This is a genomic window from Blastococcus capsensis (assembly GCF_030165005.1).
In the GTDB taxonomy this organism is placed as follows: Bacteria; Actinomycetota; Actinomycetes; order Mycobacteriales; family Geodermatophilaceae; genus Blastococcus; species Blastococcus capsensis.
In genome coordinates this window covers 78416-98932 of record NZ_JASNNW010000012.1, presented here as the reverse complement: position 1 = coordinate 98932, position 20517 = coordinate 78416, and the positions used below count along the sequence as shown (strand labels likewise).

The 20517-nt window shown below is 74.4% G+C and carries 19 protein-coding genes and 1 tRNA gene; 9 read left to right on the top strand and 11 right to left on the bottom strand.

The features are described 5' to 3' along the window. Positions 1 to 93: 93 nt before the first annotated feature. The 3 genes from radA to QOZ86_RS12260 form a co-directional block, all read right to left on the bottom strand. Complete coding sequence (gene radA / locus QOZ86_RS12270) at positions 94 to 1461, bottom strand: DNA repair protein RadA (RefSeq protein WP_284492250.1); 1368 nt, start codon at positions 1459 to 1461, stop codon at positions 94 to 96. 77 nt (positions 1462 to 1538) lie between these two features. Beyond that, the gene (locus QOZ86_RS12265) at positions 1539 to 2132 is read right to left on the bottom strand and encodes a copper chaperone PCu(A)C (protein WP_284492249.1); all 594 of its coding nucleotides are present in this window, start codon (positions 2130 to 2132) and stop codon (positions 1539 to 1541) included. Between the two features lie 161 nt (positions 2133 to 2293). Further along, positions 2294 to 3142: a UbiA family prenyltransferase gene (locus QOZ86_RS12260; protein ID WP_284492248.1), complete on the bottom strand. Its 849-nt coding sequence runs from the start codon at positions 3140 to 3142 to the stop codon at positions 2294 to 2296. 130 nt (positions 3143 to 3272) lie between these two features. Here QOZ86_RS12260 and QOZ86_RS12255 point away from each other — a divergent pair, with 130 nt between their 5' ends. From QOZ86_RS12255 to rlmB, 6 genes are all read left to right on the top strand, one after another. Next, on the top strand, positions 3273 to 3755 hold the full coding sequence (locus QOZ86_RS12255) for a CarD family transcriptional regulator (RefSeq protein WP_091929357.1): 483 nt from the start codon (positions 3273 to 3275) through the stop codon (positions 3753 to 3755). A 36-nt stretch (positions 3756 to 3791) separates the two neighbouring features. Beyond that, positions 3792 to 4451 carry a 2-C-methyl-D-erythritol 4-phosphate cytidylyltransferase gene (gene ispD, locus QOZ86_RS12250; RefSeq protein ID WP_284492247.1) on the top strand — a complete coding sequence of 220 codons (660 nt, stop codon included), beginning with the start codon at positions 3792 to 3794 and terminating at the stop codon, positions 4449 to 4451. Next, positions 4448 to 4930, top strand: a complete 483-nt coding sequence (gene ispF / locus QOZ86_RS12245; protein WP_284492246.1) for a 2-C-methyl-D-erythritol 2,4-cyclodiphosphate synthase — start codon at positions 4448 to 4450, stop codon at positions 4928 to 4930. Before ispD ends, ispF begins: the two co-directional genes overlap by 4 nt. A 202-nt stretch (positions 4931 to 5132) precedes the next feature. Then, a complete protein-coding gene (locus QOZ86_RS12240; RefSeq protein WP_284492245.1) occupies positions 5133 to 6407 on the top strand; it encodes a S8 family peptidase in 1275 nt (424 codons plus the stop codon). A 107-nt stretch (positions 6408 to 6514) separates the two neighbouring features. Then, the gene (cysS, locus tag QOZ86_RS12235) at positions 6515 to 7945 is read left to right on the top strand and encodes a cysteine--tRNA ligase (protein ID WP_284492244.1); all 1431 of its coding nucleotides are present in this window, start codon (positions 6515 to 6517) and stop codon (positions 7943 to 7945) included. Further along, the gene (gene rlmB / locus QOZ86_RS12230; protein ID WP_284492243.1) at positions 7927 to 8931 is read left to right on the top strand and encodes a 23S rRNA (guanosine(2251)-2'-O)-methyltransferase RlmB; all 1005 of its coding nucleotides are present in this window, start codon (positions 7927 to 7929) and stop codon (positions 8929 to 8931) included. The genes cysS and rlmB overlap by 19 nt, the downstream gene beginning before the upstream one ends. Positions 8932 to 9036: 105 nt before the next feature. On the opposite strand, the gene QOZ86_RS12225 is transcribed toward rlmB, so the two are convergent. The 5 genes from QOZ86_RS12225 to QOZ86_RS12205 form a co-directional block, all read right to left on the bottom strand. Continuing rightward, entirely contained in the window at positions 9037 to 9513 is a 477-nt protein-coding gene (locus QOZ86_RS12225) for a nucleoside deaminase (RefSeq protein ID WP_284492242.1), read from the bottom strand. Positions 9514 to 9526: 13 nt separating this feature from the next. Beyond that, positions 9527 to 10807, bottom strand: a complete 1281-nt coding sequence (locus tag QOZ86_RS12220; RefSeq protein ID WP_284492241.1) for a DUF445 domain-containing protein — start codon at positions 10805 to 10807, stop codon at positions 9527 to 9529. A gap of 42 nt (positions 10808 to 10849) precedes the next feature. Continuing rightward, positions 10850 to 12124 carry a trypsin-like peptidase domain-containing protein gene (locus tag QOZ86_RS12215; protein ID WP_284492240.1) on the bottom strand — a complete coding sequence of 425 codons (1275 nt, stop codon included), beginning with the start codon at positions 12122 to 12124 and terminating at the stop codon, positions 10850 to 10852. A gap of 103 nt (positions 12125 to 12227) precedes the next feature. After that, entirely contained in the window at positions 12228 to 13001 is a 774-nt protein-coding gene (locus tag QOZ86_RS12210; protein ID WP_284492239.1) for an ABC transporter permease, read from the bottom strand. A 216-nt stretch (positions 13002 to 13217) separates the two neighbouring features. Continuing rightward, complete coding sequence (locus QOZ86_RS12205; RefSeq protein ID WP_284492238.1) at positions 13218 to 14114, bottom strand: universal stress protein; 897 nt, start codon at positions 14112 to 14114, stop codon at positions 13218 to 13220. 252 nt (positions 14115 to 14366) lie between these two features. Here QOZ86_RS12205 and QOZ86_RS12200 point away from each other — a divergent pair, with 252 nt between their 5' ends. The 3 genes from QOZ86_RS12200 (at position 14367) to QOZ86_RS12190 (ending at position 15659) form a co-directional block, all read left to right on the top strand. Further along, positions 14367 to 15050, top strand: coding sequence for a hypothetical protein (locus tag QOZ86_RS12200; protein ID WP_284492237.1), 684 nt, complete (start codon positions 14367 to 14369; stop codon positions 15048 to 15050). 78 nt (positions 15051 to 15128) lie between these two features. After that, positions 15129 to 15608, top strand: coding sequence for a hypothetical protein (locus tag QOZ86_RS12195; RefSeq protein ID WP_284492236.1), 480 nt, complete (start codon positions 15129 to 15131; stop codon positions 15606 to 15608). Beyond that, positions 15587 to 15659 (top strand) — tRNA-Thr (locus QOZ86_RS12190). The genes QOZ86_RS12195 and QOZ86_RS12190 overlap by 22 nt, the downstream gene beginning before the upstream one ends. Positions 15660 to 15713: 54 nt before the next feature. Here QOZ86_RS12190 and QOZ86_RS12185 read toward each other — a convergent pair. The 3 genes from QOZ86_RS12185 to QOZ86_RS12175 form a co-directional block, all read right to left on the bottom strand. Further along, on the bottom strand, positions 15714 to 16154 hold the full coding sequence (locus QOZ86_RS12185; RefSeq protein WP_284492235.1) for a PPC domain-containing DNA-binding protein: 441 nt from the start codon (positions 16152 to 16154) through the stop codon (positions 15714 to 15716). A gap of 137 nt (positions 16155 to 16291) precedes the next feature. Beyond that, complete coding sequence (locus QOZ86_RS12180; protein WP_284492234.1) at positions 16292 to 17410, bottom strand: enolase C-terminal domain-like protein; 1119 nt, start codon at positions 17408 to 17410, stop codon at positions 16292 to 16294. Next, positions 17407 to 20508 (bottom strand): FAD-binding and (Fe-S)-binding domain-containing protein, encoded by a 3102-nt coding sequence (locus tag QOZ86_RS12175; protein WP_284492233.1) that lies wholly within the window; start codon positions 20506 to 20508, stop codon positions 17407 to 17409. The genes QOZ86_RS12180 and QOZ86_RS12175 overlap by 4 nt, the downstream gene beginning before the upstream one ends. Positions 20509 to 20517 lie beyond the last annotated feature (9 nt).

The following is a 20517-nucleotide window of genomic DNA, read 5'->3' as shown; positions in this document are numbered from 1 at the left end:
TACGGCGGCTGAGTCTACGTGCCCGGGTGGTGGCCCGGACGCGCTCGGGTACGGACAGCCCGTGGCGGGGCCGTGATACGAGACCTTACGGGCTCAGAAGAGGCGGTGAAAGGCCGCGCCCAGGTCGGGCACCTCGATCAACCGCATGCCGGGGGGTGCGGAGCCGGCGTCCGGCGGGACCAGCGCGGAGCGGTAGCCCTGGCGGGCGGCCTCGGCCAGCCGGCGCCCGGTACCCCCCACTCGGCGGATCTCGCCGGAGAGCCCCACCTCGCCGAGGGCGACCATCCCGGCCGGCAGCGGGGTGTCCTTCGCCGCTGACGCGATCGCCAGCGCGAGGGCCAGGTCGGCCGCGGGCTCGGCGATCCGGACCCCGCCGACCGAGGCGGCGAACACGTCGGCGTCGGCCAGCTTGACGCGGCCCCGCCGCTCCACCACGGCATTGACCATGGCGACGCGCTGCGAGTCCAGCCCGCTGACCGCCCGCCGGGGGGACCCTCCACCACCGGTGCTGGCGACGAGGGCCTGGACCTCCGCCAGCAGTGGCCGGCTCCCCTCCAGGGTGACGGTGACGCAGCTGCCGGGCACCGGATCGGCTCGCCGTGAGACGAACAGTGCGGACGGGTCGGGCACGCCGACCACACCGCTGTCGCCGATCTCGAAGCAGCCGATCTCGTCGGCCGGGCCGAAGCGGTTCTTCGTTGCCCGCACCATGCGCAGGGTGGAGTGCCGTTCGCCGTCGAAGGAGATCACCACGTCGACCAGGTGTTCGAGAGTGCGTGGGCCGGCGATGGCGCCGTCCTTGGTGACGTGGCCGACGAGGATGGTGGTCATGCCGCGGGTCTTGGCCACCCCGGTCAGCGCGGACGCCACGGCGCGTACCTGGGTGGACCCGCCGTCGGTGCCGTCGACGGCCGGTGAGCGGACGGTCTGCACGCTGTCCAGGACCAGTAGCGAGGGGTTCACCGCCTCGACGTGGGCGAGCACTGCCGACAGTTCCGTCTCGGCGGCGAGGTAGAGCTGATCGTGCAGCGCACCGATCCGCTCGGCGCGCAGCCGCACCTGGCCGGCGGACTCCTCGCCGGACACCACCAGGGCCGGGCCGTTCGTCGCCGCGACCCGCTGCGCGACCTCCAGCAGCAGGGTGGACTTTCCGACGCCCGGTTCACCGGCGACGAGCAGCACCGCACCCGGCACCAGCCCACCGCCGAGGACGCGGTCGAACTCCGGGATGCCCGTGGGGACCGCCTGGGCGCCCGCGAGTTCGACCTGCGCGATGGGGCGGGCGGGCGCGCTCACCTGACCGGCCGAGACCGCCCGCAGGCCGGTCGTCGGGGCGCCGCTCTCCTGCAGGGTGCCCCAGGCCTGGCACTCGGGGCAGCGGCCGACCCACTTGGCCGAGGCGTAACCGCACTCGGTGCAGCGGTGGGCGGGACGAGCGGACTTCACTGCGGGGGACGGCACGTCGAGGACGCTAGCTGCCGGTACCGACAGTTCCCGGGAACGGACGCCGACCGGCGGGCGCCGGTCAGCAGTCCGGGTCAGCCGTGGGCTTCGCCGGCGCCCTCGGCCTCCTCGTCGGCGCCCTCCGCCTCCTCGTGGTGGAAGTCGAAGCCCTCGCCACGCTCGAGCACCTCGTCGGGGGTGGTCACCACGGCCCGCACGGTCACCTCGCCGGCGTTCTCGAAGGTGAGCTGCAGGTCGACGGCCTCGCCGGTCGTGAGTTCCTCGTCGAGACCGGCGAGGGTGATCGTGGGTCCGTCCTCGGCGCCCACGAACACCGTCGACCCGGCCGGGATCTCCAGGTCCTCGGACCCGGAGCCGCTGCCGTCGGGGGTTTCGACGACCGCCTCGTCGAAGCCCTCGCCGGAGATACCGGTCAGGGTGTCGTCCTCGTTGCCGGGGTTCGCGATGGCCAACTGCACCGTGGCGTCGTCGCCGGCCTCGTACACGCCGTCCTCGGGACTCGCGAGGGTGATCGCGCGCAGGTTCAGGTCACCGACCTCCGCCATCGCGCCCCGCTGGTCGCGCAGCTGCGTGGCGGTCTGCGTGACCTGCCCCGCGCTGCACGCGGCGAGCGCGACGGGGGAGAAGAGCAGAACGCCCATGGTGGCGGCGCGCAGAGCGCGGTTCACAGCCGTCGACCTCCAGCAGGACCGTGCCGGCCACCGGGGGTCGGTGGCACGGAGACCCCCCGAGCCTAACGGTCGCTCCAGCGCGCCGCCCGCAGGGAGCGGTGCCGGTCGCGCGTCCCTCTCCGCGAGGCCGGCGGTGCGGCCTCGACGACCGGGGCGGATCAGGTGAGCGTCGCCCCGCCGGCCACCAGCAGGACGACGTCGAGCACGGTCAGCAGCATCACGGCAGGGAAGGCGAGCTCCCGGAAGCGGGGTGTGCCCGAGAGAGCGGCCACGGCGGCCGCCGGGGCCGCGAGCGCCAGGGCGACCCACCCGGAGGCGGTGGGGTCGCCGGCCGGGCCGAGCACCAGCACCAGGGACGCCGCGGCGAGCAGCAGTGCCCCGGACACCGCCGACCTCCGGGCGCCGAGCCGGTGCGGGAGGCCGCGGACGCCGGTGGCCAGATCGTCCTCCAGGTCGGGGGCGACGTTGGCCAGGTGTGCGGCGGCTCCCAGGGCGGCGCCGGCGGCGACCAGCCACCACGGGGCGGCCGCCTCGCCCGGTGCGGCGGCGACCACCCCGGCGGGGAGGGCGCCGAACCCGACGACGTACCCGGCGCCGGACCACACGGTTCGCTTGAGGCCGGCGTTGTAGGCCCAGCCGCTGGCGACGAGGAGCAGCAGCAGCAGACCGGGGACCAGGCCGAGGAGCAAGGAGAGGACGACGGCCGTGCCCGCCGCCAGGAGGGCCGCCCGGCGCAGGGTCCCCGGCGTCACCGCCCCCTGCACCACCGGCTTGTCCGGCCGCGCCACGGCGCGGTCACGGTCGGCGTCCAGCCAGTCGTTGCTCCAGCCGATGGACGCCTGACCTGCGAGGACAGCGGCGCAGAGCAGGGCTGCCCGGCCGGCGGGGAGACCCGCGGAGATCCCCATGACGGTGGCGACGGTGGTGACCGCGACCGTCGGTCCCGGGTGCGTCGCGAGCGCCAGCGCGCGCGCGGCCGCAAGTCGCCTGGAGGCCCCCGCAGGCACATCAATCACGCTGTGTCAACCCCTCCGGGTCCATCGATCAGGGCTCTGACCTGCAGATTTACTGCCCGGGTCGGATCCGCTGGTCAGTCTGCCGTGCTAACCTAGGGGGAGCGAAAGGGGTCACATCCACATGGGCTTCACTGTCGGCGAGACCGTCGTCTACCCGCACCACGGTGCCGCGCTCATCGAGGCGATCGAGAAGCGGACGATCAAGGGCGAAGAGAAGGCCTACCTCGTGCTGAAGGTCGCCCAGGGCGACCTCACCGTGCGTGTGCCGGCCGACAACGCAGAGATCGTCGGCGTCCGTGACGTCGTCGGTCAGGAAGGGCTCAACCGCGTGTTCGAGGTGCTCCGCGCCCCGCACACCGAGGAGCCGACGAACTGGTCGCGCCGCTACAAGGCCAACCTCGAGAAGCTGGCCTCGGGCGACGTGAACAAGGTTGCCGAGGTCGTCCGCGACCTGTGGCGCCGCGACAAGGACCGGGGGCTCTCCGCCGGCGAGAAGCGGATGCTGTCCAAGGCCCGCCAGATCCTGGTGAGCGAGCTGGCACTCGCCGAGGGCACCAACGAGGACAAGGCCGAGGTCCTGCTCGACGAGGTCCTCGCCAGCTGAGCTGGCCACCTCCTCAGAACGAACCGGACCACTCCCGTGCACGCTGTCGCGATCGTCGCAGCGGCCGGGAGCGGTTCGCGTCTGGGGGCCGACCGCCCCAAGGCACTGGTGCCGCTCGCCGGGCGGCCCCTGGTCAGCTGGGCGGTCGAGGGCCTGCTCGCCGCAGGCGTGGCCGACGTCGTCGTCACCGTGCCGGCCGCTGACCGCGCCGCCTTCGCTGCGGTGCTGCCCACGGAGGTGCGCCTCCTCGACGGTGGGGCCAGCCGCACCGCCTCCGTCCGCGCCGGGCTGGCCGCCGCCGGGGACGCCGACGTCGTCCTGATCCACGACGCCGCGCGGCCGCTCACCCCACCTGGGGTGGTCGCCCGGGTGGTGGCGGCGCTCGCCGCCGGCGCACCCGCCGTCGTCCCGGTCCTGCCCGTCGTCGACACCACCGTGGTGGTCGACGACGGCGGCGTCGTCACCGGGTCGCTGCCCCGTGCCACCCTGCGCCGGGTGCAGACGCCGCAGGGTTTCGACCGTGCCGCCCTGATCGCCGCCTACGCGGCGCTCCCTGACGGCACCGAACTCACCGACGACGCCGCCGTCGTGCGCGCCGCCGGCGTCCGCGTCCACACCGTCCCCGGCGACGAGCGCGCCGCCAAGATCACCGTCCCGCACGACCTGGTGCTGGCCGAGGCGCAGGTGCGCCGGTGACCGCCGCCAGCCTGCGGGTCGGCATCGGCACCGACGTCCACCCGATCGAGCCGGGGAGGCCGTGCCGGCTGGCGGGCCTGGAATGGCCCGGGGTCGACGGCTGCGCCGGTCACTCCGACGGCGACATCGTCGCCCATGCGCTGACCGATGCGGTGCTGTCGGCCGCCGGCCTCGGCGACATCGGCGGTCTGCTCGGCACCGACGACCCGCGCTGGGCCGGCGTGACGGGACCGGCGGTGCTGGAGCACGTCCGGGAGGTCCTGGCGCGCGAGGGCTGGCACGTCGGCAACGCCTCGGTCCAGCTGATCGCGACCACCCCGAGGCTCGGGCCCCGGCGAGGGGAGGCCGAGGCGGTGCTCTCCGCCGCGCTGGGCGCACCGGTCAGCGTGACCGCCACCACCACCGACGGGCTCGGGCTCACCGGCCGGGGCGAGGGGCGGGCCGCGGTGGCCACCGCCCTGGTGGTGCGGACGGCCTGACCGTCGCTGGCCCGGTTCGACACCTGCGGTCGGGATGCGCCGAGTGCTGGTCTGGGCGGCTCGGCGGCCGCACACTGTTGCCGGCGTCACCATCGAGAGCTCGCCGCCTGCCGTCCGGCACCACCTGCTCCTCAGCTGCCGCCCTCGCCGCCGGTCGCGTTCCGGTGAGTCCGGGGCTGCCTTCACCCACCGAAGAGGCCTCATGCCCGGCTCCGCCCGTTCACGCCTGCTCGCCGCGGCGGCACTCGCCTCCACGTCCCTGGCGCTGCTCGCCGCTCCCGCGAACGCGCAGGTCCCCCCTGCCGGACCGGGCGCGATCCCGGGCGCCTGGATCGTGACCCTCCAGCCCGGCCAGGCGCCGGAGCGGGTGTCCGGCGAGCACGCCCGGCAGCACGGCGCCCAGGTCGACCACCTCTACCAGCACGCGCTCCGCGGCTACGCCGCCCGGATGTCGGAGCAGGCTGCCGCCCGTGTGGCGCGGGATCCCCGGGTGGCGTCGGTCCAGCGCGATCGTGTGGTCACGGCCGTCGCCCCGCCGAACCGGGAACCGGCGAGCACCGCCGCACAGCGCCTGCCGACCGGGATCGCACGCATCGACGGCGAGCTGTCGAGCACGGTCTCCGGCGACGGCAGCGGAAGTGTCCAGGTGGACGTGGCGGTCATCGACACCGGCATCGACGTCGACCACCCCGATCTGAACGTCGTCGGCGGCAAGAACTGCGTCCGCGGCGGCAAGAACACCTATGACGACGGCAACGGCCACGGCACCCACGTCGCCGGGACCATCGGCGCCGAGGACGACGGCGACGGCGTCGTCGGTGTCGCGCCCGGTGCCCGGCTCTGGGCGGTGCGGGTCCTGAACAACCAGGGCAGCGGCAGTTGGTCCTCGATCATCTGCGGTGTCGACTGGGTGACCGCGAACCGGAGCACCATCGAGGTCGCGAACATGAGCCTCGGCGGCACCGGGACGGAGCCGACGGTGGCCGGGTGCTCGACGGGTGACGCACTGCACGACGCGATCTGCACGTCGGTCTCCGGCGGCGTGACGCACGTCGTGGCGGCGGGGAACGACAGCGCCGATGCGGCAGGCTTCGTGCCCGCCGCGTACGACGAGGTCATCACCGTCTCCGCACTGGCGGACTTCGACGGCGCGCCGGGAGGTCTGGGGTCCCCGACCTGCCGCACTGACGGGGACGACACCTTCGCCGACTTCTCCAACCACGGGGCCGACGTCGACCTGGTCGCGCCCGGGGTCTGCATCGACTCGACCTGGAAGGGGGGCGGCTACACCACCATCAGCGGGACGTCGATGGCCTCGCCGCACGTCGCCGGCGCGGCCGCACTCTACCGGGCTGCCAACGCTGCCACGCCGGAGCAGGTCAAGGCAGCCCTGCTCCTGGCCGGGAACGACGGCTGGGACAACAGCGACGACGGGGATACGACCAAGGAGCCGCTGCTCGACGTCGACGCCTTCTGATCCCGTCGTCATCGGCCGGGCCGTCGACGGCCCGGCCGGTGGCGTCTCCGGGCAGGGCACCCACCGATGCTGAACGGCCAGGACGCGCCGTCCGTAGACTCCGCGCAGTGAGCCTCCGCCTCTACGACACCGCAGCCCGCGCGGTCCGGGACTTCGTGCCCCTGCGTCCGGGGAAGGCGTCGGTCTACGTCTGCGGGCTCACCGTCCAGGGCCCGCCGCACGTCGGCCACGTCCGCGCCGCGCTCGCCTTCGACGTCCTGCGGCGCTGGCTGACCGCCCAGGGGCTCGACGTCACCTACGTCCGCAACGTCACCGACATCGACGACAAGATCCTGACGAAGGCCGAGGCCAACGGCGTCCCGTGGTGGGCGTGGGCCTACGAGTTCGAGCGCGCCTGCACCCGGGCCTACGACGTGCTCGGCGTCCTCCCGCCCACCTACGAGCCGCGGGCGACCGGGCACGTCCCCGAGATGGTCGAGCTCATGCAGCGGCTGATCGAGCGCGGGCACGCCTACGCCGTCGACGGCGACGTCTACTTCGACGTCCGGTCGTTCCCCGAGTACGGGGCGCTGACCGGCCAGATGCTCGGCGACCTCCAGCCGGCGGCCGACACCGAGACCGACGAGCGCAAGCGGGACCCGCGCGACTTCGCGCTGTGGAAGGCCGCGAAGCCAGGGGAGCCCGAGACCGCCTCGTGGCCCACCCCGTGGGGCCGCGGCCGCCCCGGCTGGCACCTGGAGTGCTCGGCCATGGCCGGGAAGTACCTCGGCGCGGAGTTCGACATCCACGGCGGTGGGCTGGACCTGCGCTTCCCGCACCACGAGAACGAGCAGGCGCAGTCCCGGGCGGCCGGCGACGGGTTCGCCCAGTACTGGCTGCACAACGGCTGGGTCACCCTCGGCGGCGAGAAGATGAGCAAGTCGCTGGGCAACACGGCGCTGGTCGACGAGGTCGTCCGGCGGGTCCGGCCGGTGGAGCTGCGCTACTACCTGGTCACGCCGCACTACCGCTCGATGATCGAGTTCACCGACTCCGCGCTCGAGGAGGCGGCGGCGGCCTACCGGCGGATCGAGTCGTTCGTGAAGCGCGCGGGCGAGCGGGTGGGGATCGACGGGGTGGCGGGGCGGGCGGGCGACACAGCGGGTGCCCCCGTGTTCTGCGCAGACTTCAGCAACGCGCTCGACGACGACCTCGGGACGCCGGCGGCCATCGCGGCCGTCCACGAGACCGTCCGGGAAGGCAACACCGCGCTGGCCGACGGGAACGACGCCGCGGTCGCCGGCACCCTGCGCTCGGTGCGCGCGATGCTGGGCGTGCTCGGCCTCGACCCGCTGGACCCGCAGTGGGCCGCCGTCGGCGGCGACGAGAAGCTCAGCCGGGCGGCCGACGGCCTCGTGGCGCTGGCTCTCGAGCAGCGCCAAGCCGCCCGCGCCCGCAAGGACTTCGCGGCCGCGGATGCGATCCGCGACCAGCTCGCCAGCCTCGGCGTCTCCGTCGAGGACACCCCCCAGGGACCCCGATGGGAGCTGACCTCCTGATGGCCGGCAACAGCCAGCGGCGCGGCCGCAGCGAAGGCGCGGGCAAGAAGCGCGCGACCGCCGGGACCGGCGGCAAGAACCGCCGCTCGCTCGCCGGCCGGGGTGCGACACCGCCGGCCGAGGCACGGCCCGGCCACCCGGCGCAGCGACGGGCAGCCGCCGAGCAGCGGCAGCGCGCCGACCGGGCCCGCGCCCGTGCGCGGGCCGAGGAGCAGCCGGAGCTGCTGCTCGGCCGGAACCCGGTCGTCGAGGCGCTGCGAGCCAAGATCCCGGCCACCGCGCTGTACGTCGTCACCGGCGACACGCACCGCACCACCGACGAGCGGATCGCCGAGGCTCTCGGCCTCGCCGCCGACCGGGGCCTGCCGCTGCTCGAGGTCGGCAAGGCCGAATTCGACCGGATGTCGCAGGGTGCGCTGCACCAGGGCATCGGCCTGCAGGTCCCGCCCTACGACTACGCGCACCCCGACGACCTGATCGACCTGGCCCGCGACTCCGGCCGGCCGGCGATCATCGTCGCGCTGGACGGGGTCACCGACCCGCGCAACCTCGGCGCGGTCGTCCGCTCCGCGGCCGCGTTCGACGCGCACGGCGTCGTCGTCCCGCAGCGTCGTGCGGTCGGCATGACCGCGTCCGCGTGGCGGACCAGCGCCGGCGCCGCGGCCCGGATCCCGGTGGCCCGGGCGGTCAACCTCGCCCGCACGCTCGGCTCCTACCAGGACGCCGGTCTGATGACGGTCGGCCTGGCGGGCGACGGCGACGTCGACCTGCACGAGTTCGACGGTTTCGCCGACCCGGTCGCGCTGGTGGTCGGCGCCGAGGGCACGGGCCTGTCCCGGCTGGTGCGCGAGCGGTGCGACGTCGTCGTCCGCATCCCGATCGACCGCGACACCGAGTCGCTCAACGTCAGCGTGGCGGCGGGAATCGCGCTCTATCAAACTGCGCTGCTCCGCAGCGCACCGCGGCCAGGCAGCGGCTCACCGTGAGCTGAGCCGTTCCGCCACCTTCTCGCGGACCCTCCGGGCCCACTCGGCGGCGGCCCTCGCAGGGCGGCTCAGGTCGTTCGTCGGGAGCCCTCCGGGCCCCGCTCCTCACGACCCCGCGTGGTACCGGCGGTGCAGTTCCCGCATGCGCTCGTCGAGCCCCGGCACCGGCCCGTCCACCGAGATGCCGGGGACGACGTCCTGAACGGGGATGGGCCGTACCGGCGCCGGCGGAACGCTGAGTTCCGCCAGCCACTCGCTCAGCTGCGCTGAGGAATGGACGTACATGATCCGACCGACGCCGGCCCAGCCGTGTGCCGCCGAGCACATGGGGCAGTGCTCCCCGGACGTGTAGACCGTTGCGGCGGCCCGCTCGGCCGGACTGAGATGTGTTGCCGCCCAACGGGCCAGGGTGATCTCGGGATGCGCCGTCGGGTCCCCGGTGGCGATGATGCGGTTGCGGTCCTCCGCGAGGACTCTGCCGTCAGCCGCCACCAGTACCGAGCCGAACGGCTCGTCGCCGGCGTCCAGGGCTTCGGTGGCGAGCGCGATGCAGCGCTCGAGATGCTCCGCTATGAGGTCCACCGATGCAGGGTAGTCAGCCCAGCAGCTGGGCGACGGTGTAGATGACCAGGCCGGCGAGGCCACCGACGACGGTGCCGTTGACCCGGATCCACTGCAGGTCCCGGCCCACCTGCAGCTCGATGCGGCGGCTGGTCTCCTCGGTGTCCCAGCGGGCGACGGTCGTGCCCACCAGGTCGGCGAGGTCGCTGGAGAACCGCTCGACCAGGTAGACGGCGGCCCGCCGGCCCTGCTTCTGCACCGATTCCCGCACCCCGGGGTCGCTCCGGAGGAGCCGTGCCCCTTCGGTGATCAGCCCGGCGACCCGGCTGCGCAGCTCCGACGAGGGGTCGGCCGCGGCCGCGAGGACGGCGTCCTTGGCCTGCGTCCACAGCGAGCCCGACCAGGTGCGCACGGCCGGGTGCTGGAGCAGCTCCGCCTTGAGCTCCTCGATCCGCGCGGCGGTGGCGGGATCGGTGCGCAGGGCGTGCGCGTAGGCCCGCAACCGGGCGTCGTAGGAGCGACGCAGCTCGTGCCGCGGGTCGTCGCCCACCTCGGTCAGGAAGCCCTGCAGGCCGGCGAACACCCGGTCGAACACCCGGTCGTCGACCCAGTCCGGCACCCACGGGGGGGAGGCGTCCCCGAGCTGGGCGCGGAAGACCAGCCGGTTGTCCTCGAGGAAGCGGGCCAGCCCGCGCAGGCCTGCCGACAGCACCTCCTGGTGCCGGTCCCCGTCGACCACGAGCTCCAGCGCCCGGGCCACGGCCGGCGCTGCGGGCGTCTCGTGCAGCTTGCGCTCGACGAGCGCGGCGACGGCGGGGCGCAGGTCGTCGTCGCGCAGCAGGTCGCCCAGCCCGGAGAGGGCCACCCCGGCGTCACCGGCCAGCCGCTCGGCGCGGCCGGGGGCGGCCAGGAACGTGCCCAGCCGGCCGGGGAGGTCGACCGTCTCGAGGGTGTGGTCGACGACGGCCGCGGTCAGGAAGTTCTCCTGGACGAAGGCGCCCAGGCTGGTGCCGATCTGGTCCTTCTTCCGCGGGATGATCGCGGTGTGCGGGATCGGCAGTCGCAGCGGGTGCCCGAACAGCGCGGTGACGGCGAACCAGTCGGCCAGCGCCCCGACCATGGAGGCCTCGGCGGTCGCACGGACGTAGCCCACCCACGCGCCGCCGTCGTCCCCGAGCAGCACGCAACCGAGGAAGACGATGGCGGCGAGGACGAACAGCCCGGTCGCCAGCCGCTTCATCCGGGCGAGGTCACGCGCCCGGGCCGGGTCGTCGAGCGACCCGGCCAGGGGAGCGGTCAGTCGGGGAGCGGCCACCCGGCCCAGCCTAGGGACCGGACCGGGGGCGGCCGCCGGGTGTCAGCTGGTCGTGCCGAGGGTGACGTCGACCGTGCGGGTGTCCGAGCCGCGGCGCACCGTCAGCTCGACGGTGTTGCCCGGTGCCTGGCTGCGGATGGCGGCGGTCAGCTCGGTGGACGTGGTCACCGGGCGCTCGCCGACGGCGGTGACGACGTCCCCCACCCGCAGGCCGGCCTCCTCGGCCGCGCTGCCGATCTCGATGCTGACGACCTCGGCTCCGGTGCCGACCTCGCGGTTCCCGTCGTCGGCGGCGGTGCTCGCCCGGACGCCGAGGAGGGCGCGGGTGGCGCTGCCGGTCTCGATGATCTCCTGGGCGATGCGCTGAGCGGAGTTGCCCGGGATCGCGAAGCCGACACCGATGTTGCCGCTCTGCGACTGGCCGCCCGGGATCCCGGAGGCGACGGTGGCGATCGCGGTGTTGATGCCGATCACCTCGCCGGCGCCGTCGACCAGCGCTCCGCCGGAGTTCCCGGGGTTGATCGCGGCGTCGGTCTGGATGGCGTCCAGGACCGTCGCGTCGTCCTGGGTGGAGCCGGTGGCCACGGCGCGACCGGTGGCGCTGATGATGCCGTCGGTGACCGTGTTGGACAGGCCGAGCGGGGCGCCGATGGCGACGGCGATGTCACCCACCTGCACCTCGTCGGAGTCGGCGAACACAGCGGCGACGAGGTCCTGGGCGTCGGTCAGGCGCAGGACGGCGAGGTCGAAGGCGGGGTCGGTGCCCACCACCTCTGCGTCGTAGAGCGTGCCGTCGGCGGTGCGCACCTGCACGGTGCCGGTGCTCCCGCCGTCGCCGGCCACGACGTGGTTGTTCGTGAGCACGTAGCCGTCGGCGGTGAGGACGACGCCGGAGCCGCTGCCCCCGCCGGTGCCGGTGCTCACGTACACCGTCACCACGCTGGGTGCGGCCTTGGCGGCGGCCGCCGTGGCGGTCGTGGCCCGCTCGGGGTTGTCGATGGTCACGCTCTGGGCGGACGCCGACGTGCCGCCGCCGGCCGCCGGCTCGTCGATCAGCGCGGTGACGCCTGCGCCGGCGCCGCCGCCGATCAGCGCGCCGGCGACCAGACCGGCCAGGCCGATCCGCAGCCGCCCGCCGCGGCGCGGCTCCGGGCGCTCCGGCAGCGGGATCGTGGGGGAGGGCAGGCCGCCGTACCCCGGGTAGACGGGGGGCGCCATCGGCTGCGGGGTGGTCGGCTGCGTCGCCGTCGGCTGCTGCGGTGGCTGCCAGGCGAACTGCTGGCCTGCGCCGGGGTACTGGTGCTGGTGCTCGCTCACTGGTGTCCTCTCCTCGCGCAGCCGTCGCGGCTGCTGCGTCGCTACCCACTGTCCGACCCGCCTCTGCCCCAACGCTGGGGAGAGCCTGTGAACTTCCTGGGTGCTACCGCGGCACCGGCAGGAGCCGGCCTCGCGCGACCAGCTCGGTGACCGCCCAGACCGCGAGCATCTCGGCGGCGAGCAGGCCGATCAAGACCAGCAGCTGGGCGGCGCCGGCCTCCAGCGGACTGCCCCCACCCAGGAGCACGCCCACGAAGGCGCCCGGCAGGGTGACCAGCCCCACCGTGCGGGTCTGGTCGAGCGGAGGCACCAGGGCGGTGCCGGCGACCGGGCGGGCGACGAGCAGGACGGCGTCGCGGGGCACCAGGCCGAGGGCGAGCGCGGCCTCGATCTCGCCGCGCTTCTGGGCCAGCTCCTCGCGCAACCGACGGCCGGCCAGGGAGGTCGCCGTCATGGCGCCGCCGATGAGGATGCCCGCGATCGGGATCACCGCCTCCCCGCGCAGCGGGACCGTGCCGCTGGCCAGGACCAGCGCGACGACGGGGGCCGCGCCGCCGGCGACCGGGAGCGTGACGGCGGCCAGTCGGCGGGCGCTGCCGGGTGTGCGGAGCGGCCGGGCGGTGGTCCGGCCGGTCGCGGTGACGGTGGCGACGCCGACCATGAGCAGGACGAAGGCCGCCGAGAGCAAGAGCGAGTCGACGACGACCAGCAGCAGCGCCGAGACGACCGCCAGCTGCACCGTGGCTCGCAGGGCGGCCACCAGGACCGGGCGGTCCTCGCCGAGCCCGGAGAGCCGCCCGCCTCCCGCGGCGAGCGCGGTCAGGATGACGAGGACGACGGCGAGGCGCAGATCGACGTCGACCACGGAGGACCCCACGTGCGCCGATCCTGCCGGATCGGCGCACGTGCCCCGGCAGGGCAGGGCTGTCAGCCGACGGTCACACCGGTCGGCTTCCGCGCCCCGGTCCGCTCCTCGCTCGCTGGCGCTCGCTGCGATGCTCCCGAGGCTGTCAGCCGACGATCACCCTGGTCGGCTTCCGCGCCCCGGTCCGCTCCTCGCTCGCTGGCGCTCGCTGCGATGCTCCCGAGGCTGTCAGCCGACGGCGACGATCTCCTCGTGCGGCTCGAGCTCCGGGCGGTGCACCGGCGGCACCAGCGCCATCGGCGACGTGCAGTGCCGCAGCAGCCAGCGGTGCGGCCCGTCGAGCCCGCGGTGCAACAGACTGCCGTGGCCGGCGCTGAGCACCAGCAGCGGAGCGGGGCAGGCGGCCTCGAGGATCTGCCGCGCGCCGGCGGCGGGCAGCTCGGTGCGCTCGACGTCGGTGCCCGGGAAGCGGCGGTCCCACTCGGCGGGGTCGTCCGCCCAGCCGCCGGCCGGGCCGGTCAGCAGCACGGAGAGCGGGGCGCGGGTGCGCTCCGCGGCGGAGGCGGCGAACTCTGCGACGGCGACGTCGTCGTCAGGGTCCCCGGCGCCCAGGACGGCGACGACGGGCCGACCCGGGGTGGTTCTGCCCCGGCGCCGGGGGACGACGACGACCGATTGCGGCGAGCGGGCGGCGACCCGCCGCGCCACCGGGACCAGGACCATCTCGTCGGCCGCTCCGGTGGTGGCGCTGCCCAGCACCACCAGCTGCCCGGCGGCCGCGGCACCCAGCAGCGTGGGTGCGGGGTCGCCCGGCACGATCTCGGTGGTGACGGGCAGGTCGTGCTCGGTGTGCCGGGCCACCGTGAAGGCGGTGCCGGTGATCTGCCGGGCTCGCGCCAGCTGTGGCGGCGGCTCCTCGCCCGAGCCGCGGCGGTGCGCCAGGTAGGGGGCCGCGTGCACGATCCGCAGCGGGGCACCGCGGCGCTGCGCCTCGCCGGCAGCCCAGCGGACGGCGCCCAGCGCGCACTCGCTGCCGTCCACCCCGACGACGACCTCCCGGGCACCGGGATCCGGTCCACCGGCCGTCTGCCGCCGGGACGGGGCGAGGGGGGTCGAGGTCGGCACGGCGCACCTCCGGAGTGCAGCGGGCGTTTCGCCTCTCCGAGGGTCCTCCCGTCGACGCCCGGAGGGAAGACCTCCTGGTGCCGCAGTGCGTCCTCGGCATCCCGCCCGGGCGCCGTCCGTCCTGGGCGTGATCGATCGGTGCCTGCGTGTGCAGGGAGAGCTGCAGCTGGGTAGGGGGGTGCCCGACGGCCGGGCCGGGTCGGTGCCCGCCGGCCGCCGGTCCCGTCCCGTCGGTTGCCGTGGAGGCTGCCCGTGCCCGCCCGTCGTCCCTTGCTCCGGTTCCTCCTCGGCCTGGGCCTGACCTGTGCCGCCGTGGTGGCCGTCGTCGGCGGCATCGCGCTGCGCGGTCCGGGGCTGGTCGCCGTCTGCGTGTCCGGTGCGCTGGCCGGCTGCGTCGCCGCGGGGGTGGCCCGGGAGACGCCTGGCCCGGCCCGCCGGTCGACCGTCGAGGCGGCCGGCCAGGCTGCCGCGATCACCATCGGGGCGCTGCTGGTCGTGAGCGGTACCGCCGTGATCGCGGGGGGCGCGACGGCGCTGCTGCTCGTCGGCGTCCTGGTCGCCGGCTGGGCCGCGCTCCGCTGGTTCCGCGACCGCCAGCAGGCCGCCACCGGCTCGCTCTTCGCGACGCCGTCCCCGGTGGTCCGCCCGCTTCCCGGCCCGTCGTCGCCGGCGCCGGCCGTGGCGGGGCTGCCGACCGCGGCGCTGGGAGAGGAGTGGCTGCGGACGGGCGCCGCGCTGCAGGGCCCGCTCGCCCCTGCCGTCCGGCAGCGGATCGTCACGCGGCGGGGGCAGGTGCTAGACGAGCTCGAGCGCCGTGACCCCGCCGGGTTCGCCCGCTGGCTGGCCGCCGGCCCGCTGCACGGCGGTGACCCGGCCGGCTTCGTGCGCAGCGAACCCCCGCGAGCTACTCCGGGCACCGAGGCCGAGGCCGCCTGACAGCCCTTGCGCGGGAAGGCGCCCCGGAGTGACCGGGTGAACTGATAGCCGATGGGTGGCGGCGCACGGGCTGTCCCCATGACCGTCCGCATGACCGACGTGCGGCCCGGGCCGCGGTGGGGTCTCCTGCTGGCGCTCGGGCTTGCCGCGGGGATCTTCGTCGGAGGCTTCCAGCAGGCCGTACGCGGCCTCGTGGGCGGCGAGCCGTGGAACTGGGCGGAGATGGCGGTCTACGTCGTGAGGTGGGCTGTGCTCGGGCCGCCGGCCATGTGGCTGGCCTGGCGAGCGGTCGACCGCGGCCGCCTCCCGCAGAAGTCCTCCGCTCAGGTCCGTACCCGGCAGTCGAGGCTTGTCGCATCGGCCATGAGATCGGGCGTCCTCCCGCCCGATCCGGATCACGAGCTGTGGCGGCGGGCTCTGCGGGAGGAGGTGCGGGAGTGGAACGGCCAGCGGTGGGTGGCCGTGGTCTTCGCCGTGGTGGGCGGCGGCGTCATGGGTTGTACCTATCCTTGTCCCGGGACTTGCTCCCAGGTTCCGCCGGCGTGGCGCAATTGGTAGCGCACCCGACTTGTAATCGGGCGGTTAGGGGTTCGAGTCCCCTCGTCGGCTCTCCGAAGTTCGGCAGGCCTGTACTCCCGGCACACGAGAGGAAGTCGAGCGCGGTCAGGCCGCCGGGTCGATCAGGGCGAGACCGGATGCAGCGTCCTGCCGGCGTTGCAGGTGCCGATCGCTGGCCGTCACCACCAGTTCCAGGGTCGGGCGGACGACCGCACGTAGCAGGTGCCCGCCGACGGTGGAGCCGTCCCGGCGGCCGCACACGACGTGTCCGTGAACCTTCCACCCGCCCTGCCCGTCCAGCGTGATGTCACCGGCGAGCACCAGCACCTCGACCTGGCCGTCGACCGGGATTTCGTCGTATTCCTGCCGGTCGAGGTCGTAGTAGCCCAGTGTCGCCTCGGTGAAGGCGCCGACGCCGGTGAACGAGCTGCCGGGGATCTGGTTCTCGGTGGCCCAGTCCGTGAGCCCGGACACGACCTCCTCCCCGGGCTCGAAGACCAGAACGTGCTGTACGGGAGGCCCGTCGGTGAGCGTCGCCGCCTTCATGGGATCACTTCTCTCTCTGTGCAGTGCGGACATCGCGCTCCTACCCGGGGTCGCGGGCGGCATGCGCCGTACGTCGGCGCGCGTGTCAGGCCCCTCTCTCTGGACCGCTCCGCCCGAATTCCGAACGCCGCACGGCGTCAGGCGACCCGGTACCGCTCGGCGGCGGGACGCAGGAGCAGTCCGTTCCCCGGCCGGTCCAGCCGGAGATGCATCCGTCCCTCGCGGACCTCTGGCACGCCGTCGAAGAGCATCGGCTCCAGTCGGGCGTGGTCGACGAAGTACTCGACGTGGCGGAGGTTCGGCACGCTGGCGGCGACGTGTGCGTGCAGGGCCGGTGCGCAGTGCGCGCTGACCTCCAGCCCGGTCGCGGCGGCCACCGCCGCCGCCCGGCGCCATTCGGTGGCCCCGGCGATGCGGGTGACGTCGAGCTGCAGGCAGTCGACGGCGCGGGCGTCGCACATGCGGTACACGTAGGGAAGGTCGTAGGCGTACTCGCCGGCCGCGATATCCACGGCCAGGACGCCGCGCAGCTCCGCCAGCGCCGGCAGGTCGTCCGAGGAGACCGGCTCCTCGAACCAGGTGACGCCGAGCCCGTCCAGTTCCCGGCCGATCCGCCGGGCCTGGCCAGGCGTGTAGCCGCCGTTGGCGTCGACGAAGACCTCGACCCCGTCGCCGACGATGTCACGGGTCCGGCGGACACGGGCCAGATCGCGGTCGGACCGGCTGCCCCACGACGCACCGATCTTGATCTTCACCCCCGGGATGCCCAGCTCCCCGACCCAGTGCTCGACGTGCCGGGACAACGTGGCCTCGTCCCACGTCGGGAAACCGCCGCTGCCGTAAACGGGGACGTCGTCGCGCGCCTGGCCCAGTGCGACGACGAGGGGCACCTCCAGCAGTCGCGCGGCGAGGTCCCAGAGGGCGGTGTCGACCGCGGCGATCGCCATGGAGACCACGCCGGGACGTCCGGCGTTCCGGCAGCGGCGCACCATCGCCTCCCAGGCGGCCGGTACCGCCAGCGCCGGCCGGCCGCGGACCACGTCTGCCAGGACGTCGGTGACCAGCGTTGCGCACGCGGCCGGTCCGTAGGTGTACCCGAGTCCCGTCCGGCCCGCTGCCCGGACCTGGACCACGACGCAGGTCGTCGAGTCCCACGTCAGGGTGCCGTCGGACTCGGGCTGCTCGGTGGGAACGGTGTAGACGGCGACGTCGACGTGCTCGACCGTCGGGGCCGACGCCGTGCCTCGACTGCTCACCGGCGCAGCGCCCGGGCCGCCGCCCCAGCCGCACCGAGCCCGAGTGCGACCGTCCCGCCGAGCGCCGTCCAGGCCGCGACGCGAGGGGTCGACGGCCGGTCGGCGTAGGCACGTTCCGGCCGCTCGCCGGGCGCGGCCGGGTCGTCGCGGAGTGCGGCGGCGAGTACCTCGGCCAGGTGCACTCCCTGCCGGCCTCCGGCGTCGCCCTGCTCGATCTGGGTCCGGCAGCTGAACCCGTCGGCGAGGACGACGTCGTCAGGGCCGGCCTTGCGGACTTCGGGCAGCAGCACGCGCTCGGCGCAGGCCATCGAGACGTCGTAGTGGTCGCGTTCGAACCCGAAGTTGCCGGCCAGCCCGCAGCAGCCGGAGTCGAGCACGTCCACGTCCATCCCCATCTGCCGCATGAGCTCGACGTCCCGGTCGAAGCCCATCACCGCGTGCTGGTGGCAGTGCGTCTGCACGACGGCCCGCCGGCGCAGGCGGGGCGGCTCCCACCCCGGGGTGTGCTCGGTGAGCAGTTCGGCCAGCGTCACGGTCTGCTGCCGCAGCCGCTGGACGTCGGGGTCGTCCGGGTACAGCTCGGCGGCGTCGGAGCGGAACACCGCCGTGCACGACGGCTCGAGCCCGAGCACCAGGGTTCCCGCCTGCACGTGCGGGCGCAGCACGTCGATCGTGCGCCGCAGCACCCGCTTGGCGACGTCCAGCTGCCCGGTCGAGATCCAGGTGAGGCCGCAGCAGACGGCGTCGGTCGGGACGACGACCCGCCAGCCGGCGTCCTCGAGCACCTCGACGGCGGCCTTCGCCAGCCCGGGCTGGAAGGAGTTGCTGAACGTGTCCGGCCACAGCACGATCTCGCCGCGCTGCCCCGTGCCCCGCGGCCTGCGGCCCGCGTACCAGGCCTGGAACGTCTGGTCGGCGAACTGCGGGATCTCCCGCTGTGGCGCCACCCCGCCGACGGTCGTCGCGATCCGCCGGATGACCGGCGCCTGGGTGAGGGCGTTGACCACCCGAGGGGCCATGGCGGCGACTCTGGCCACCAGCGGCAGCCAGCCCAGCGTGTAGTGGGTGATCGGGCGCAGCCGGCGGGCGTAGTGGTGCGACAGGAACTCGGCCTTGTACGTGGCCATGTCCACGTTGACCGGGCAGTCGGTCTTGCAGCCCTTGCAGGCCAGGCAGAGGTCGAGCGAGTCACGGACCGCCTCCGAGCGCCAGCCGTCGGCGATCGGCGAGTCGTCGTGGCCCTGCATCATCTCGAACAGCAGTCGCGCGCGTCCCCGTGTGGAGTGCTCCTCCTCCTTCGTCACCATGTACGAGGGGCACATCACGGTGCCCTCGCTCTCGTGCCGGCGGCACTTGCCGACGCCGACGCAGCGCAGCACGGCCCGGTCGAAGCTGCCGTCGTCGTGTGGATAGCGGAAGTGGGTCTCCGCCTGCCGGGGCTCGTAGTCCTGCCCCAGCCGCAGGTTCTCGTCCAGCCGATACGGGGCGGCGACCTTGCCCGGGTTCATCCGGTTGCCCGGGTCGAAGACCGCTTTGAGCCGGGCGAAGGCGTCGACCAGCTCGGAGCCGAACATCCTCGGCAGCAGCTCACCGCGGGCCTGGCCGTCGCCGTGTTCCCCGGAGAACGAGCCGCCGTAGGACACCACCAGGTCCGCCGCCCGCTCGAGAAAGCTGCGGAACTGGTCGACCCCGGAGGCGGTCATCAGGTCGAACGGGATGCGGGTGTGCACGCACCCCTGCCCGAAGTGGCCGTACAGCGACACGCGTTCGAAGCCGAACTCGTCGTAGAGCCGCTGCAGGTCGGCGAGGTAGTCGGCGAGGTCGGCCGGATCGACCGCGGAGTCCTCCCAGCCCGGCCAGGCGTCCGGTTGCCCAGGCACGCGGGCGGTGGCGCCGAGCCCCGCCTCACGCACCTTCCAGATGTCGGCCTGGTGCTCGCCCTTGTCGAACACGGTGGCCGAGGGAGCACTCGGCCAGCCGCCGACCAGGTCGGCGAACTCCCTGGCCCGGCCACTGGCCTCGTCGTGGGTCTCGCCGCCGAACTGGACCAGCAGCCAGGCGCGCGGCCCCTCGGGCAGCAGGTCCAGCGTGTCGGGGTTGAGGTCCTTGGCCTGCTGGAAGCTGATCAGGTACTGGTCCAGACCCTCCAGGGCGATCGGCTCCTGCTCGACGATCGCCGGCACGTCGCGGGCCGAGGCGACGACGTCGGGATAGCCGAGCAGCACGAGCGCCCGGTGCTCGACCACCGGCACCAGCCGCAGCTCGGCTCGCAGCACCGTGACCAGGGTGTTCTCCGAGCCGATCAGTGCCCGGGCGAGGTCGAACCCCCGCTCCGGCAGCAGCGAGTCGAGGTCGTAACCGGACACCCGGCGGGGGATGTCCGGATAACGCCGCCGGATCTCGTCGGCGTACCGGTCGCGCAGCTGGCGCAGCTGCCGGTACACCTCGCCCCGCCGCCCCCCGGCCTGCACGATCGCGGCGTACTCCTCGTCGGAGGTGGCACCGACCCGCATCCGGGTCCCGTCGTAGAGCAGTACGTCCAGCCAGACGACGTTGTCGACGACCTTGCCGGTGCGCTGCGCCGTCGCCCCGCAGGAGTTGTTGCCGATCATCCCGCCGATCGTGCAGTGGTTGTGGGTGGCCGGCTCGGGGCCGAACTCCAGCCCGTACGGCGCCAGCTGCCGGTTCAGCTCGTCGAGCACGATGCCCGGCTCCACCACGCAGGTGCGCGCATCCGCGTCGACCGAGACCAGCCGGTTGCAGTACTTGGAGAAGTCGAGGACCACGGCGGTGTTGGTGCACTCGCCCGCGAGACTCGTGCCTCCCCCGCGGGCCAGGAGCGGCGCGCCGTGGTCGCGGCAGACGGCCACGGCCTCCGCGGCCGCCTCCACCGACCGCGGCACCACCACCCCGATCGGCACCTGCCGGTAGTTGGAGGCATCGGTGCTGTAGGCCCCGCGGGAACCGGCGTCGAACCGCACCTCGCCGTCCACCCGGGCGCGCAGGTCGCGCTCCAGGGCGGCGACGTCGACACCGGCGACGGGACCGGCGTCCTCCGGGGGCCGGACGACGGGCGCGGGCAGGTCGACCGAGGTCATCGGCCGCCC